We start from the raw sequence: 14,382 nt of genomic DNA, 5'->3' as shown, positions 1-14,382 counted from the left end.
ACTAGCTACTTAGTTATTAAGGCAGAGGCAATCAGAGCAATTATCTTTTTAACTTTTTACTTTCTAACTTGACCATTATGGGAGAAATAGAAGATTTACTGGCACAAATGAAGGCAGAATACCAGAAACGGGATCGGGAAAACCCGATGCCGTCCTCTTCTTCTCGCCAAGAAAAAGAGCGTTTCCCAGCCGAATTTAAGGTTAATTATTCCGGCGATTCTTCTACCGATGCGCTTTTAAAAGCTTTAGCCTTAGAAAACCAAGAAAGGGAACAACAGGAGGCAGCGGAAAAAGAAAAAGCGGCGGCATTAAAACAGCAGCGCAAGCGAGAAGCTTTAACTAGAAAGGCAAAGCAATGGTTAGATAAATTGGATGCCAAATCGGAGGAAGGACGCTGGTTTGAGGAGTTTTCCTATAGCTACGATTCTCCTTTAGAAGCGGCGATTACCTATCTAGAAGCTTTGGGAGAAGTGGATATTTCTAAATGATCAGGTCTAATTTAAAGTTGTGGGTAAATTGGCCGCATCAAAAACTCGATTATGCCACCAAATATTATCACCAGCTATAATATTTGTGCCGTAACGAGGGACAATACCATAAACAGTGCCGGGGTCATAATCCAAAGCTTCACTGATCAGATTGTAGAGACGTTGTAGATCAAAACCCCGGGGGTCACAATGGGGATATTTTCCTTGATTAATCAGAAAACTATCGACGGCAAAATGGCTGACAATTTGCGGTAGTTGTCCCGTTTGTAAGGCTGCGAGGAGATAATATTTCGCCGTTTGCTGGTATTGAAAATCGCTGTAACCGGGGAGGGTTTGCAAGCGTCCTTTGGTCAAACAGTGGGATCCTGGCGCTTGTACCAGTTCAATGTTAACACTAGAGATAACCCGACGATTTCTTTCGGCAAAAACCGGCTGCAAGCGATCGCAATTAGGGTGAGATAGCTGCTGACAAATCGCTTCTGTTGCCCATAATGCGGTAGTTTTTGCCCCATCAAAGTAATTTGTGGGATATTCTTTGACTAAACGCTTAAAAACGGCTTCTGAAGGCGTATTTAACCAAATTCTCGCCCTTTTTTCTAACTCAGGGGCCGATCGCGTACTCAAGGGAACACCCGCTAAAGCAAGAGCAAAACCCTTGACGCGGATAGTTTCTGGGGTGAGTTGCCACAGTTGACGCACTAATTGATCTCTGGTGTCTGCGGGCAGCATTTCGGCCGCTTGTTCATAAAAAGTGGCCGTGGGACGGTGACGTTCAAAAAAAGGCCGGGCGATCGAGTCTAAAATATCTCTATCCCTGGAATTCTGTTTGCGGGGGATGTAAACATTCGGACCCAATTTCATCGGACCGCGAGCATATTTTTTCTGCTCTTCGATGTTACCCGCAGTCATACTCCAAGCTGTATCGTGGAGAATAAACAAGGGAACGCGATCGAGGGTTAATTCGGTTTCTGGCGGGGCAATTTGCAAAAATTCGGCGATTTTCTGCTTTTCTAACTCATCTAGGCTCTTACCGGCTAAATTCTCCCCCACAGTGGAGGGATTAAAAATATTTATGGTGGCAGTGGAGAGACTAGAGGTATTCAGTTTTAAAATCAGTAGGGACAAGACTAAACTAATCACCAAAGAAGTCACTCCCCATCGCCATTGTTCTGGGGGAAAGATAGAATATCTGGGGGGAGAAAATTGTCTTGATTTTTGCCGTCTTTGTCGATTCATCGAACCCTTTTAACTCGCTTTCCACCCATTGTATTGACTTTCTCGAAAAAGGGAATTAACTATAATTACTGAGGAACCATTGAGCATTAAAAGCTCGATCGCAGGATATTTCTAGTAATCTTATCCCTGATTCTGGTAAAACTGCGATTTTTTCCTGAAAATCAGTCCAATCGCTGATTAAATGGTAATCGATACCGTAGGTGTGACAGAGTTGGCAAAAGTCGATATTTTGGGGAGTGGCAAAAAATTCTTCAAAGGGAGGGTCAAATTTGGCGATCGGCAACATCTGGAAAATGCCTCCCCCCTTGTTATTGATTAAAATTATGGTCAAGGAGCCAACAAAATATTTTTTGATTAAAAAACCATTTGTGTCGTGTAATAGGGCTAAATCTCCCGTTAATAGCAGACTAGGGACATTTTTATAAGCTATTCCTATAGCAGTGGAGAGGTTGCCGTCGATGCCATTGGCCCCGCGATTAAAATAGGGACGAATTTGGCGATCGCTAGGCGGGTTAAAAAATTCGGCATAGCGAACAGGCATACTATTAGAGATAAAGATCGGGGTGCGGGGGGGGAGGTATTGGGAGAGCAGCCAGGGGATTTTCCCTTCAATCAGTTTAGTTTCTGCTGCCAAAAGGCGATCGATTTTAAATCTAGCTTGCTGGTCGAATTTGTGCCATAATTGCCGATATTCTCGATTATTATCGGTTTTATCTGGGAATAAATCCCCTAATTGCTCGATATTTCCCCTGAGATGTCTGGTTTTTCCCTGTAGAGGATCGTAATTATCAGGATGGGGATCGATAATCCAACGCGGACAGTCGATTTCTTCTAACCAGATCCGTAATTCTTTGCTGGTGGGTAATTCGCCAATTTGCAGGACAACATCGGGGGTTAATTGGGTTCTAAGGGCAGGATTCCGCAATAATAAATCATAGGTAGTGATGAGATGGGGATTTAACCCTGCATAGTTTCGCAGAGGAGATAAAGCTTCTGCTAAGACGGGATATTGTTGCGATCGGGCTAAATTAGCGATCGCCTGACAGTAACTTTCAGGGTTTTGCGGGGAAGCTAATCCCGCGATGATAATTCCTTTGGAGGGTAAAGAAGGAATTTCGAGAATTGAGTGATTAATGGCGATATTTTGCCGAGATATATGGCTAAAAAAAGCTTCTTCGTCAAAATTAGCCTCTAAATTGTTAATTTCTAGATCGGGAGTTGGTGCGAGGGGATCCCGAAATGGTAAGTTCAGATGCACCACTCCGGGGACAGGATCGAGACAGCGTAACCACGCGTGGATGACAGTTTGACGGAGATAGCGTAAACGCTCGATATTGGCACTAGGACAGCTAATTTCCGCTTGCCAGTTGGGATAATTACCGTAGAGTTTGACTTGATCGATAGTCTGACCGGCGTGAGCATGACGCAATTCTGGGGGGCGATCGGCGGTTAGAATTAATAAAGGGACATGACTTTCTTTTGCTTCAATGACTGCGGGATAAAAATTAGCCGTGGCAGTGCCAGAAGTGCAGACTAAAACCACCGGTTGATACAATTGTTTGGCTAATCCCAGGGCAAAAAAGGCGGCCGAGCGCTCGTCTAAGATGGGAATAGCTTCAATCTGGGGATGTCTTGCCAAGGCTACCGTTAAAGGAGTTGATCGCGATCCGGGAGAAACCACCCCTATCTTCAATCCCAAACGGGCCAATGTTTCGACTAAAATAGAACCCCAAAGTGTATTAAGATTGCGAAAATCGAGCGACATTTATCAGTTCAGTGCAAAGGTTAGGGGACAATCGGTTAAAGAGTCTATTAATAAATTTAACATTGGCTGGAACTGGCCAAGAATAAGTTATTCCTAAGTCAGCGATCTGGGTTAAGTTTACTCTCGATTCCTAGGTCAATTTATCCCTTTTAGGGTTCCCTTGTCACCAAGTTTTAACCGGAAAACTTATAGGTTAATACCACATTAATATTAGCTGCCAGCAGCGCCAAGAATAACAGGAAAGTAAAGCGATCAATCCAGAATTTTTTAAAGAAACCAAAGATATCCTTGAGATAGAATACTCCCAGAATTGCTGCTGTACCGAGCATAAAATAATAGCGACCGTAGGGAGAAGATAAGATCCATGCTGTCAGATTGAGATGAATCGACCAAACTCCCAGAAAGATAAAAATAATTGAGGCAGTTAATGCGTCCGTTTCTTGGCGAAAATCATCAAGAAAGATGGCTAGAATAATAAACATAAAGGGATAAAAAGGAATCATATACCAAGTAAAAAAGTGACTTTGCGCTCCCGTGGCAACTAAAATTAAGGTGTAGAGGATTACTGGTAAAGCGAGTAATCTAACTTGGGGACTAGCGGGATTCTTTCTGAGAAAGGGTAAGAGGGTTAACCAGCTAAAAATTAGCCAACCATCCTCGAAAAATACCGTGGGAGTGGTTAGATATTTGACAAAGTTAAAGTCCTCGAAGCGCAGGGATTGTTCTTGAAATATCTTCCGAAAGAAATCGTAGTCATAGATGGCACCGTAGAGAAAATAGAGAGAGAAAAAGAAAGCACCGATCGCAGTTATATAAATGGCCTCTCGTCCTTGCTTTTCGTAAATCAAGAGGACAATTAATAATACTACTAAATAAATAGCTGTTACTTTGACTAAACAGGCTAAACCAGCTAAACAAGCGGCGATGTAGAGATATTTTTTCTGCTTAGTTTGATAGTATTGCCAATAAAGTAAGACAACCAATAAGCACAAAACAATCATTAAATTTTCACTAATAGCTAACCGAGAGAGAAAAACTGTATTGGGATTGGTGGCATAAATTAAACTAGCGATTATAGCGATCGATAAATTACTCAACTTGAGAGCGAGTAAATAGACCAAAACTATCGCAGCAATACCTAAGAGTAAAGAAGGGACTCTAATAATAGTTAAACTGCAATCAAAAAAAGTCTTTGCTCCTCCTAAAAGAGCAAATAAACCCACCAATAAACCAAATAAAGGAGGATGATCAAACCAGGGAGTCACCAAACGATAACGGATATTTTTCGCTTCCCAAACCACCGTAGGAAAATTATCCGTGGGACTTAACCATGACCAACTGGTGGGGATACCCGTTTGTAATAAACTCATGCCACTCCAAGCAAAAGCATATTCGTCAGCAGTCCAATTATCTGGAGGCAAAGAATCATAATTATAGATTCGCAAAAAAGCACCTAAGCAGGTGATAATTGCTGCAATCAACCAATGTTTATGGACAGTCAAAAAGCTGGGCATTGATTATTAAGTATAGGTGGCAGTGACTAAATAAGAGTCAGAATTTCATGGTATAATGGATGGGGTGATGATGACAGAAAAATCGGGATGATTAAAGTAAACAGACGTAAATTTGGCCAGTGGATCAGTCTGATCGGTGCAGGAGTCGGACTGGCAGCGATTCTAGATAGAAAAAATATTTTTTCCCCCTCCACCGCTACAGCAATCATACCCTCGCAACCCCCCCAAAATTCCTCTTTTCCCCCCCGACAAAGCTTTTCCTTTGAAACCGTCACTCTCGATCCTAGCGGTTTCGTGATCGAGCGCAATTCCCGCAGTGCCGAATACTACAGCGAAACTCTTGCGGGATTAGAGATGATTGCTATCCCTGCTGGCACTTTTATCATGGGGACACCGGACGGAGAAAAAGGAGACTTTACTGGTAGTGATAAACCCCAGCGCTTAGTCAAGGTGAACAGTTTTTACCTGAGTAAATACCCGATAACCCAAAAACAATGGCAAATTGTCGCTAATCTGCCCAAAATTAACCGCGATTTAAACCCCAATCCCTCCCACTTCCAAGGGGATAACTTACCCGTCGATAGCATCTCTTGGTATGATGCGATCGAGTTTTGCGATCGACTTGCCAGGGCCACCGGCAGAAACTATCGGCTCCCAAGCGAGGCACAATGGGAATATGCTTGTCGTGCCGGCACTACCACACCCTTCTACTTTGGTGCCACCCTTACCAGTGAATTCGCTAACTACTATGCCATTAAATTTCCCTACGCAGTGGAAAGAGAGAGCGAATTTCGAGCTAAAACCACCCCTGTAGGCAGTTTTCCCCCAAATGCCTTCGGATTATACGATTTACACGGCAGTTTATACGAATGGTGTGCCGATCCTTGGCATCGCAACTATAACAATGCTCCCAACGATGACCAAGTATGGCCGGCCGATCCTAATAGCACCGGCAATCGTTATCGCGTCCTGCGTGGAGGTGGTTGGGGGACAGAATTGAGGGAATGTCGCTCCGCTAGTCGAGGCCAATTTGGTCCAGATAATCGCTATAGTGTATTAGGATTCCGCATCGCCAGTAGTTAGCTCAAAATTCTGGTTTCAACAACTTTGCCGGTAAACTGTGCGTCTCTAAACCTGTTTTAGTCTGTGAGTGTAAGCGAATGACCAACTCTCCACCCTATCCCTTTTTAACCACCCCCGTCGGCTCTTTGCAAATCCCTTTTTTAGAGCAAATTGAAGGAATTATTAGCAATAATAGTTATATTCTCAGAGATTCGCCGCAATTACTCAAATTATCTCTAGTTATTCCCACCTATAACGAGCGAGATAACGTTATTACCCTAGTCGAGAATCTCAGTCAATTACTCGATCAAAAAATTCCCGATCAGTATGAACTAATTATCGTCGATGATGACAGTCCCGATCGCACTTGGGAATTAGCCAGCAAATTAACCCCGGATTACCCGCAACTGCGGGTGATGCGTCGTCAGGGAGAAAAAGGATTAGCGTCGGCAGTGGTGCGGGGTTGGCAAGGGTCAAGGGGTGAGATACTAGGAGTAATCGATGGAGATCTGCAACATCCCCCCGAAATTCTCTATAATCTCCTCGAAACTATCGAAAAAGGAGCCGATTTAGCTCTTGCTAGTCGTCACATCGAAGGAGGAGGAGTGAGCGAGTGGAGTCTGCTGCGACGATTTCTCTCTCGCGGCGCTCAAATCCTTGGTTTAATTCTACTGCCAGAGGTGGTCGGTCGCGTCTCCGATCCCATGAGCGGTTACTTTATGGTCCGCCGTCAAGCGATCGCCGGTCCGATTCTCAATCCCACCGGTTACAAAATTTTACTGGAAGTCATCGGCAAAGGCCGCATCGAAACCATCGGAGAAGTGGGTTATGTCTTCCAAGAGCGGCTAGAGGGGGAAAGTAAGGTAACTTGGAAACAATGGCTAGAATATATCTTCCATCTGCTGCGTTTGCGCTCTCAAAAGCCATTAAGGTTTTTAGATGCAATTGTCAATCTACCTTTAGATAGATTTATTCGCTTCGGTTTAGTGGGATTAACCGGGGTTTTTGTCGATATGGCCTTTCTCTATCTTCTCAGTGATCCCGCCGCTTTGGGTTGGGGATTAACCCGCAGTAAAATCATCGCCGCCGAATTAGCAATTATTAATAATTTTATCTGGAATGATCGCTGGACTTTTGGCGATTTATCCGCTCGTCAACGGGGTTGGAATAAACGCTGGAAAAGATTTTTCAAGTTCAATTTGATCTGTTTAGCCGGTTTAATTTTAAACGTACTGCTGCTCAACCTTCTCTTTAACGGTTTGGGAATCAATCGCTATCTAGCTAACTTTATTGCGATTGCCATCGTCACGGTTTGGAACTTTTGGGTTAATCTTAAACTCAGTTGGCGGGTGACAAAATAGCCAGCTAGAAGCAAAAAATGCGTTTACCCTGTTGTCAATAGCATTTGAAACCCGCTTACTCCATCCTATGATCCTGATTACAGAAAAAATTTACCAGTCTATTTTCACCCACGCAGAATCCACCTATCCCGAAGAATGTTGTGGGTTACTCCTAGGAAAAATTACCGAGACAGCAGCCGAAGTTATCAGCATACAGGCAACAGAAAATAACTGGTCAGGCAATAGAAGAAACCGCTTTAGTATTGCCCCAGAAGTGCTTTTACAAGCTCAAAAATCGGCCCGGGAAAACCAGCTAGAAATTATTGGTATCTATCATTCCCATCCCGATCATGCCGCCATTCCCTCGGAAATTGATCGCCAATTAGCCTGGTCAGGATATACTTATTTAATTGTCTCCGTAGTTTCAGGGCGAGCGATCGATTTACAAGCTTGGCAACTGGACGAGCGCGAACAATTTCAAATCCAACCTCAAGAATTAAAATGTTTTTGACATCGCTTGAGAACAAAAAAGAAAGGCTGGGGAAAGTTTTTAAAATCCATAATTCCCAGCACCGTATTATCATCTACTTTCCGAAAAGAGTCATTAATCGGCAAATAATCATAAATCATCGTGGCGCTGACTTTGTCCCGATATTCCATCATTCGCAGTCTAGCCTGACTTGTCTGCGTTTTCAGCAAGGAGTTGGTCAGCATCAGTAAAGGTTTCAGAGAATTATTTTTCAGTATCGGCAGCTTCAAAATCCAGTTCATGGCCGTGGGATTAGGTGCTACCTTAAAAATTTTTCCCTGACCATCTAAAAATAACAGGGGGTGGACATTCTCAGTATCAACAAATTCTTTACCATACCAATTAGATGCTTCTAATAAACCATCCATTGGGTGATTTGTCTCAAGTCCAGAACCTTGCCAAACACCGAGCATAAAGTCTAAACTCACGGGTTCGAGAGCGTCAAACAATTGTAAAGCTATTTCTGTCGTCGTTTTACCAGCCTTAAGAATCGACTGGCAGCTTTCTAATTCTAATGTTGTCATTGTTTCGCTCTTCTTGTGTCCCGACCATGATATTATAGCTTCTCACCTAGAGGGTGGGGGATTGCTCCTCGGTTAAAATCACCGAACATCCGACATAAGTAGGTAGGCGTTAAAAGTTGTCAGATGCCCCCCTTATTAAGGGGAGATCCCCCCGCCTATCGGCACCCCCCTTATCAAGGGGGGCAGGGGGGATCGAACCTAAAATCCATTTTTAATTTAATTGTAACCAGCTACTTATCTTCACTCAATGGGTCATCGTATCGCTTTAGGGTTTCCAGCCATTCACTCATTTCTTCCTTGATGGTTTCTTTAAGTTCTCGCAAATCATCTTTATCTATAATCTTAAGACCGTTTCTAGTGGCCAATCCTATAATTAATTACAGGGTCGGAGAACTTGCCTTCTGCAAAAGTCCCATTTATCCCATCTACCCAACTAATCAATTCCATCATAGACAAGACCTTCCTGCTCCCCCACACGCCAAAAATATGTCTCAAAAGCCGATTTATCTAGATTGCCACGCCACGACACCCCTAGATCCGCAAGTTCTGGCGGCGATGTTGCCCTATTTTACCGAACACTTTGGTAATGCCAGTAGTATTAATCATGTCTATGGTTGGACAGCCGAGGCCGCGGTTAAACAGGCACGAGAAACAATCGCCGCTGCTATTAATAGTAGCCCCGAAGAAATTATTTTTACCAGTGGAGCAACGGAGGCCAATAACCTGGCTATCAAAGGGGTTGCCGAAGCTTATTTCGCCAAGGGAAGGCATATAGTTACGGTGATGACAGAACATCGGGCCGTTTTAGATCCCTGTCATTATCTGGAAAAATTGGGTTTTGAGGTGACAATTTTACCCGTCGGTGCTGATGGCCTAATTGACTTGGAACTACTAGAAAAATCTTTGCGTCCTGACACGATTTTGCTGTCAATTATGGCTGCTAATAACGAGATTGGGGTGATTCAACCTTTAGCGGCAATTGGGGCGATTTGTCGCCAGTATCAGGTACTTTTGCATACGGACGCAGCCCAAGCAATCGGCAAAATTCCCCTAGATGTGGAGGAAATGAATATAGATCTGATGTCCTTAACTGCCCACAAAGTCCACGGACCAAAGGGAATCGGTGCGCTGTACGTCCGGCGCCGGGATCCCAGAGTCCGTCTCGCCGCTCAAATTCAAGGGGGAGGTCAGGAAAAAGGACTGCGATCGGGTACACTGTTTACACCACAAATTGTCGGTTTTGCCAAGGCGGTAGAATTGGGCATCAAAGCGATAGAAGAAGATAACAGCTACTTAAATCAGTTAAAAGCCCGTTTATGGGAGATTATCAGTCAATTAGACAGAATTTATCTCAATGGTCATCCTAGCCAAAGATTAGCCGGAAATTTGAATATTAGTATTGAAGGGGTGGACGGTGCGGCGTTATTGTTAGGATTACAGCCAATAGTGGCGCTTTCCTCCGGTTCTGCCTGTTCTTCTAGCCATACCGCCCCCTCCCACGTTTTAACTGCCTTGGGTCGCCCCGAATCTCTCGCTTATGCCTCCCTGCGCTTCGGGTTGAGTCGTTTTAATACTTTAGAAGAAATTGAACTGGTGGGGGAACAGGTGGTTTTAACGGTTAATTCCCTCCGCAAGGCCAAAAATTTTTGACGTTTCGGCTCCTATCCACAAGTTAGTTTCGGTCTAGGTTTGAAAAATTCCGGAAGATGGTTCTATGATTGCCTTTGACTAATTGCCGTGCCAGTTAATAACACTGATGCTTGGTTTTCACTCCAGTGAATCATCCAACTCGGTTGTAATCCCAAAACAATAATAAATAAAGCCAAAACAATTTCGGGAAATCTTTCGGGCCAGGTACTGCGAGGAATGCGCGATAATTCGGGGGTTAAACGACCAAAGAAAACCCGATTAATCATCAGGAGAAAATATACTGCGGTTAAACCACTAGCGACCAAACATAAGAGCGTTTGTATCGGAAAAATCGGGAAACTGCCACGAAAGACCAAAAATTCGGCGATAAATCCCACCATTCCGGGGATGCCGGCGCTGGCCATGGCCGCTAAAATCATTAACATTCCCGTGATTGGTAAACCTCTTTCTGGATTTAATAAACCGCGTAGATAATCCACATCCCGGCTGCCGGTTTTTTTATACACTACTCCCACCAACAAAAATAACAAAGCGGAAATTAAACCGTGACTAATCATCTGCAAAATCGCCGCGGTGATGCTTAATCTGGTGGTGGCCGCCGCCGCTAGTAAAATATAGGCCATGTGGGAAATGGAAGAATAGGCGACCACTTTTTTCATATCCTTTTGGGCAATAGCGCAACTGGCCCCGTAGAGGGCGCTGATAGCTGCTATTGTTGCTAACCAAGGGGCGAGAGTCACCCAAGCATCGAGAAATAAACCGACTCCAAAGCGCAGCAGTCCATAGGTTCCTAATTTGAGTAATATTCCCGCTAAAAGCACAGAAACGGGGGTAGATGCTTCGACGTGGGCATCCGGTAGCCAAGTATGAAAGGGAAAAATCGGGATTTTGATGGCTAATCCAATCAGAAGGGGAATAAGGAGCAGTAATTGGGTTTTAACGTCTAAATTGTTCGATAAAAGGGGGTTATAGGCGAAATTATTAGCACCAGTTAGCCAAACTAAGCCAAGGAAAGAGATTAGCACTAAAAAGCCTGAAATTGCCGTGTATAATAAAAATTTCATGCCCGCATAACCGCGTCTTTGACCCCCCCAAATGGCAATGAGAAAGTAAAGCGGGACGATTTCTAATTCGTAAAATAGGAAAAATAACAGTAAATCCTGCGCTAGAAAGGCCCCCGCTACTCCGGCATTGAGTAACAAGAGCAGAGAATAGTAAAATTTCGGTCGGTTAACCTCTGTACCACTAGCATAAAGAGCAATTATTGTCAAGATGCTGTTAAGAAAAAGTAATGAGAATGACAATCCATCAACACCGAGGGCATAATTGAAACCGAGGAAATTAATCCAAGGCAGGTTAACCGTGAACTGCATTTGCGGGTTACTAGGGTCAAATTGCCAGCCAAGGAGAATATTAAGCAGTAAGAGAACGACAGCAAGAGTTAGAGCTAATCCTCGCACTTTTTTCGCCTCTAGAGGCGTGTAGGCAATCAGTATCGCCCCTATAATCGGTAGCCAAATAAAAGCGTTGAGCATTCTTTACTTTAATGGGGATGATAAACCTTCCCATTATTGCCTGAGCGGTCAATCTTTAGCAAGATAGCTATCAACTTTTAACATTCATTAATAAAATGAGCCAGAGATTGCCATTACCAGCAATTCCTCGGCAAAAAATGGCGATTTTGTCGCCATATACCGAGTAAATCCCTTGGCTTTTGGCTGGGAAAATGACGCTAATTTAGGAAACCCTCATAACTCACCATTAAGATAACTGCTATAATTATCGTCCGGGGTTTGACTCGGTGTCAAAAAAGTTTCAGCTAATTTAATTAAATTGGTTCGATTAATCTTCCCCTGGGGACTTTTTGGTATCTCTGGTAATTTTATCCAATGTTTCGGCAGCTTATAATTGACTAATTTATCTTTAATCTGAGATTGAATAATTGTCTGGTTTATCTGAGAGTTAACGGGTACATAAAAAGCCACAATTATCTGTCCCCATCGAGAATCTGGCAACCCTAAAACCACCACATCTTTAACTAAATCAGTTTGTCTAATGGCAGTTTCTACCTCAAAAGGATAAACATTTTCTCCTCCGGTAATTATTTTTTGACTATCGCGACCAATGATATATAAATAACCACTTTCATCCAAATAACCTAAGTCATCGGTCTCGAAGTAGCTTGCTTGATTAAGATGGGGATAATAGCCTAAAAATAAAGATTTCGCTTCAATAATAATTTTCTGGTTATCGGGATTAATTTTTATCTGAGCATGGGGTAATAGCTGTCCACTACTATTATTTCCTTGTCGAAAATCTTCCGGTTTAAGGGTGACAATTTGTGAGGCAGTTTCCGTCATTCCATAGGTGGGAGATAGGGAAATATTATATTCTCTAGCTTTTTCTAGTAAAGATGGCCATGCAGGGGAACCTCCTAGGAAAACTGTTTTAAAATTGGCTAACCATCGAGGATCATTTTCTAGAAAAAATTGTAATTGACTGGGAACTAAGGAGATAAAATAATCTTGAAGATTGAGATTATTTATGCGCTTTTGTTTGATTTTATGGTAAGGAATAACAGCAAAATCTCCCCCCGTTAAAAAACTTCTCAGAAACTGCATTAAACCACTAACATGATATAAAGGCAGTAGGCAAAAACAGTTAACCTGTTCGACTTGAAAATATTCAGAGAAACCTTTGACAGAAGCAGTTAAAGTTAACCAGTTGTGGATAGCAAAGCGAATTTTTCCCGATGTTCCTCCCGTGGGTATCATCAGAGAATTAGTCACAGGATTGACAGGAGGAGAATTATAGTTAAAAACCTTGATATTTTCGCCAAAAATATAATCGGGTTGCATCAGAGAGAAAACCTGTTCCCATTCGTTATTTTTCCAGTCGGGATTAGCTAAAAATAGGCAACTTTTGACCCTGACGGCAGCCAAGAATATCGCTAAGAATTTAAGGGGATTGCCTTCGGACAGAAGTAGAGTTAATCGAGGATTATCTGCGGCGATAAATTGCCGAGAATAGGACTGATATAATTGATAAAATTTCTGGCTATTGTATCCATATAACCAATCTTTTTGACTGAGATATGCTAATTGTTCGCTGATGTCGTCCACAGTTTTTCCAACCAATCGGGGTCACTATTATTAAACCATTGTTGCACACCAAAACCTAAAGCTCGCTCCTTTCTGGGGTATTCTTGTGCTAGACGTAGAGCGGATTTTCTGCCGATATTAGTTTCTAAAACCGAGGAAAATACTAAATCTAAGGGATATTTTCTCCAAAGATTTCTTAACCCTTGTATTGAACCAGTAATAGCAGGTTTAATCACAAAAATTCCTCGCCATCCCCGTTGATAACATTCCTCTATTTGTCGAAGATTGGCTACGGATTCATCTAAAGCAATCCCTGTGGTAAAATCTTGACTTAATTGCAACATTTCTAACCATTGAGACGGGGGTAAAGGTTGTTCGATAAATTCAATTATTTTAGATTCATCGGCAATTTTTAACCAGATTTTACCCTCAGTAATACTTAATCCCCCATTGGCATCTAAACGCAATTTAATTTTCCTGGGTAATCGGGTAATTAATTTTTCAAATAAGTTTAACTCTTGCTTGAGAGAATTGACTCCAATTTTCCATTTATAAGTATTAGTTTGATTGGTGGCTAAAATATCATCCAGACAGGGAAATACTGCCGCACCAGTGGGCAATAAATAACTATACTTTTTCGGTTCTAATTCTCTTGATTGATTTTCTATACTTAAATCTTCTAAAGCTGATTCAAAGGCAAATTGACAAGCGGGAAATTGTTCAGGAATAGAAAAAATTGAATTTATTGATAGGGGATTTTTGAGACTTTGACAGCATAATATTGCTGCCGATAATGTTTCTGAACCAAATTCAGGTAAAGGAGCAATTTCTCCCCATCCAATACGTCCATCTTCAGCTTCTAAGCGAATAATAATTCCTTGCCTAATTTGCCAGAGTCCGTGATGGGTTTGTAGGGGACGCAGCAAAGGACGCTGATAAACACGAAATTGCCAGAAATACATGATTAACTATAAGTAGTCGTGAAAAATTAATTTCCTAGTCGAGACAGGAGACCTTTCAGTGATCAGTAAACAGTAGACCTCTTGCATAAATCCGAAAACAAACGATAGAAACAATAATGGGAGGGACTTTCAGTTAATTATTTATTAGTAGTTGATAATCTTCAAAAATGTTGCTGTACAAGGATCGACTTAAGACTTTTGCAAGAGGTCT

General features: G+C 42.5%; 11 protein-coding genes and 2 pseudogenes. 5 read left to right on the top strand and 8 right to left on the bottom strand.

Annotation, left to right across the window (positions count from 1 at the left end; translation table 11 throughout):
* Window positions 1-77 precede the first annotated feature (77 nt).
* Window positions 78-488 carry a salt stress protein, Slr1339 family gene (locus IM462_RS12220; RefSeq protein WP_287703763.1) on the top strand — a complete coding sequence of 137 codons (411 nt, stop codon included), beginning with the start codon at window positions 78-80 and terminating at the stop codon, window positions 486-488.
* 6 nt (window positions 489-494) lie between these two features.
* Here IM462_RS12220 and IM462_RS12215 read toward each other — a convergent pair whose 3' ends face one another.
* From IM462_RS12215 to IM462_RS12205, 3 genes are all read right to left on the bottom strand, one after another.
* Complete coding sequence (locus IM462_RS12215) at window positions 495-1,724, bottom strand: hypothetical protein (protein ID WP_287703762.1); 1,230 nt, start codon at window positions 1,722-1,724, stop codon at window positions 495-497.
* A 55-nt stretch (window positions 1,725-1,779) separates the two neighbouring features.
* Entirely contained in the window at window positions 1,780-3,489 is a 1,710-nt protein-coding gene (menD, locus tag IM462_RS12210) for a 2-succinyl-5-enolpyruvyl-6-hydroxy-3-cyclohexene-1-carboxylic-acid synthase (protein ID WP_287703760.1), read from the bottom strand.
* Window positions 3,490-3,662: 173 nt separating this feature from the next.
* Entirely contained in the window at window positions 3,663-5,003 is a 1,341-nt protein-coding gene (locus IM462_RS12205) for an ArnT family glycosyltransferase (protein ID WP_287703758.1), read from the bottom strand.
* Between the two features lie 87 nt (window positions 5,004-5,090).
* Between IM462_RS12205 and IM462_RS12200 the strand changes: the two genes are divergently transcribed.
* The 3 genes from IM462_RS12200 to IM462_RS12190 all read left to right on the top strand — a co-directional run bounded on the left by IM462_RS12200 (window position 5,091) and on the right by IM462_RS12190 (window position 7,916).
* On the top strand, window positions 5,091-6,086 hold the full coding sequence (locus IM462_RS12200; RefSeq protein WP_287703756.1) for a formylglycine-generating enzyme family protein: 996 nt from the start codon (window positions 5,091-5,093) through the stop codon (window positions 6,084-6,086).
* Window positions 6,087-6,163: 77 nt separating this feature from the next.
* Window positions 6,164-7,426: a glycosyltransferase gene (locus tag IM462_RS12195; protein ID WP_287703754.1), complete on the top strand. Its 1,263-nt coding sequence runs from the start codon at window positions 6,164-6,166 to the stop codon at window positions 7,424-7,426.
* Window positions 7,427-7,493: 67 nt separating this feature from the next.
* Window positions 7,494-7,916, top strand: a complete 423-nt coding sequence (locus tag IM462_RS12190; protein ID WP_287703752.1) for a M67 family metallopeptidase — start codon at window positions 7,494-7,496, stop codon at window positions 7,914-7,916.
* On the opposite strand, the gene IM462_RS12185 is transcribed toward IM462_RS12190, so the two are convergent.
* Entirely contained in the window at window positions 7,895-8,458 is a 564-nt protein-coding gene (locus IM462_RS12185) for a DUF4334 domain-containing protein (protein ID WP_287703750.1), read from the bottom strand. The two genes, IM462_RS12190 and IM462_RS12185, sit on opposite strands and share 22 nt — an antisense overlap.
* Window positions 8,459-8,688: 230 nt before the next feature.
* A pseudogene (locus tag IM462_RS21240) lies at window positions 8,689-8,799 on the bottom strand (recombinase); the annotation flags it as partial.
* 145 nt (window positions 8,800-8,944) lie between these two features.
* Between IM462_RS21240 and IM462_RS12180 the strand changes: the two are divergent.
* The gene (locus IM462_RS12180; RefSeq protein WP_287703748.1) at window positions 8,945-10,108 is read left to right on the top strand and encodes a cysteine desulfurase family protein; all 1,164 of its coding nucleotides are present in this window, start codon (window positions 8,945-8,947) and stop codon (window positions 10,106-10,108) included.
* A gap of 62 nt (window positions 10,109-10,170) precedes the next feature.
* Here IM462_RS12180 and IM462_RS12175 read toward each other — a convergent pair whose 3' ends face one another.
* The 3 genes and pseudogenes from IM462_RS12175 to IM462_RS12165 all read right to left on the bottom strand — a co-directional run bounded on the left by IM462_RS12175 (window position 10,171) and on the right by IM462_RS12165 (window position 14,171).
* Window positions 10,171-11,643 carry an NADH-quinone oxidoreductase subunit M gene (locus IM462_RS12175; protein ID WP_287703746.1) on the bottom strand — a complete coding sequence of 491 codons (1,473 nt, stop codon included), beginning with the start codon at window positions 11,641-11,643 and terminating at the stop codon, window positions 10,171-10,173.
* A gap of 244 nt (window positions 11,644-11,887) precedes the next feature.
* Window positions 11,888-13,230: pseudogene (locus IM462_RS12170) on the bottom strand (2-succinylbenzoate--CoA ligase).
* Window positions 13,206-14,171, bottom strand: coding sequence for an o-succinylbenzoate synthase (locus IM462_RS12165; protein ID WP_287658848.1), 966 nt, complete (start codon window positions 14,169-14,171; stop codon window positions 13,206-13,208). Before IM462_RS12165 ends, IM462_RS12170 begins: the two are co-directional and overlap by 25 nt.
* Window positions 14,172-14,382: the final 211 nt, after the last annotated feature.

The organism is Microcystis sp. M144S2 (assembly GCF_020246065.1).
Classification (GTDB): domain Bacteria; phylum Cyanobacteriota; class Cyanobacteriia; order Cyanobacteriales; family Microcystaceae; genus Microcystis; species Microcystis ichthyoblabe_A.
Note: the sequence above shows the minus strand (reverse complement) of the source record. Positions and strands in the feature narration are given on the sequence as shown.

Excerpts from the sequence above, each read along its gene's own strand:
- IM462_RS12205 (WP_287703758.1), bottom strand. The coding sequence starts at position 5,003 with ATGCCCAGCTTTTTGACTGTCCATAAACATTGGTTGATTGCAGCAATT.
- IM462_RS12200 (WP_287703756.1), top strand. The coding sequence starts at position 5,091 with ATGATTAAAGTAAACAGACGTAAATTTGGCCAGTGGATCAGTCTGATC.
- IM462_RS12190 (WP_287703752.1), top strand. The coding sequence starts at position 7,494 with ATGATCCTGATTACAGAAAAAATTTACCAGTCTATTTTCACCCACGCA.
- IM462_RS12185 (WP_287703750.1), bottom strand. The coding sequence starts at position 8,458 with ATGACAACATTAGAATTAGAAAGCTGCCAGTCGATTCTTAAGGCTGGT.
- IM462_RS12220 (WP_287703763.1), top strand. The coding sequence starts at position 78 with ATGGGAGAAATAGAAGATTTACTGGCACAAATGAAGGCAGAATACCAG.
- IM462_RS12215 (WP_287703762.1), bottom strand. The coding sequence starts at position 1,724 with ATGAATCGACAAAGACGGCAAAAATCAAGACAATTTTCTCCCCCCAGA.
- IM462_RS12175 (WP_287703746.1), bottom strand. The coding sequence starts at position 11,643 with ATGCTCAACGCTTTTATTTGGCTACCGATTATAGGGGCGATACTGATT.
- IM462_RS12195 (WP_287703754.1), top strand. The coding sequence starts at position 6,164 with ATGACCAACTCTCCACCCTATCCCTTTTTAACCACCCCCGTCGGCTCT.
- IM462_RS12165 (WP_287658848.1), bottom strand. The coding sequence starts at position 14,171 with ATGTATTTCTGGCAATTTCGTGTTTATCAGCGTCCTTTGCTGCGTCCC.
- menD (WP_287703760.1), bottom strand. The coding sequence starts at position 3,489 with ATGTCGCTCGATTTTCGCAATCTTAATACACTTTGGGGTTCTATTTTA.
- IM462_RS12180 (WP_287703748.1), top strand. The coding sequence starts at position 8,945 with ATGTCTCAAAAGCCGATTTATCTAGATTGCCACGCCACGACACCCCTA.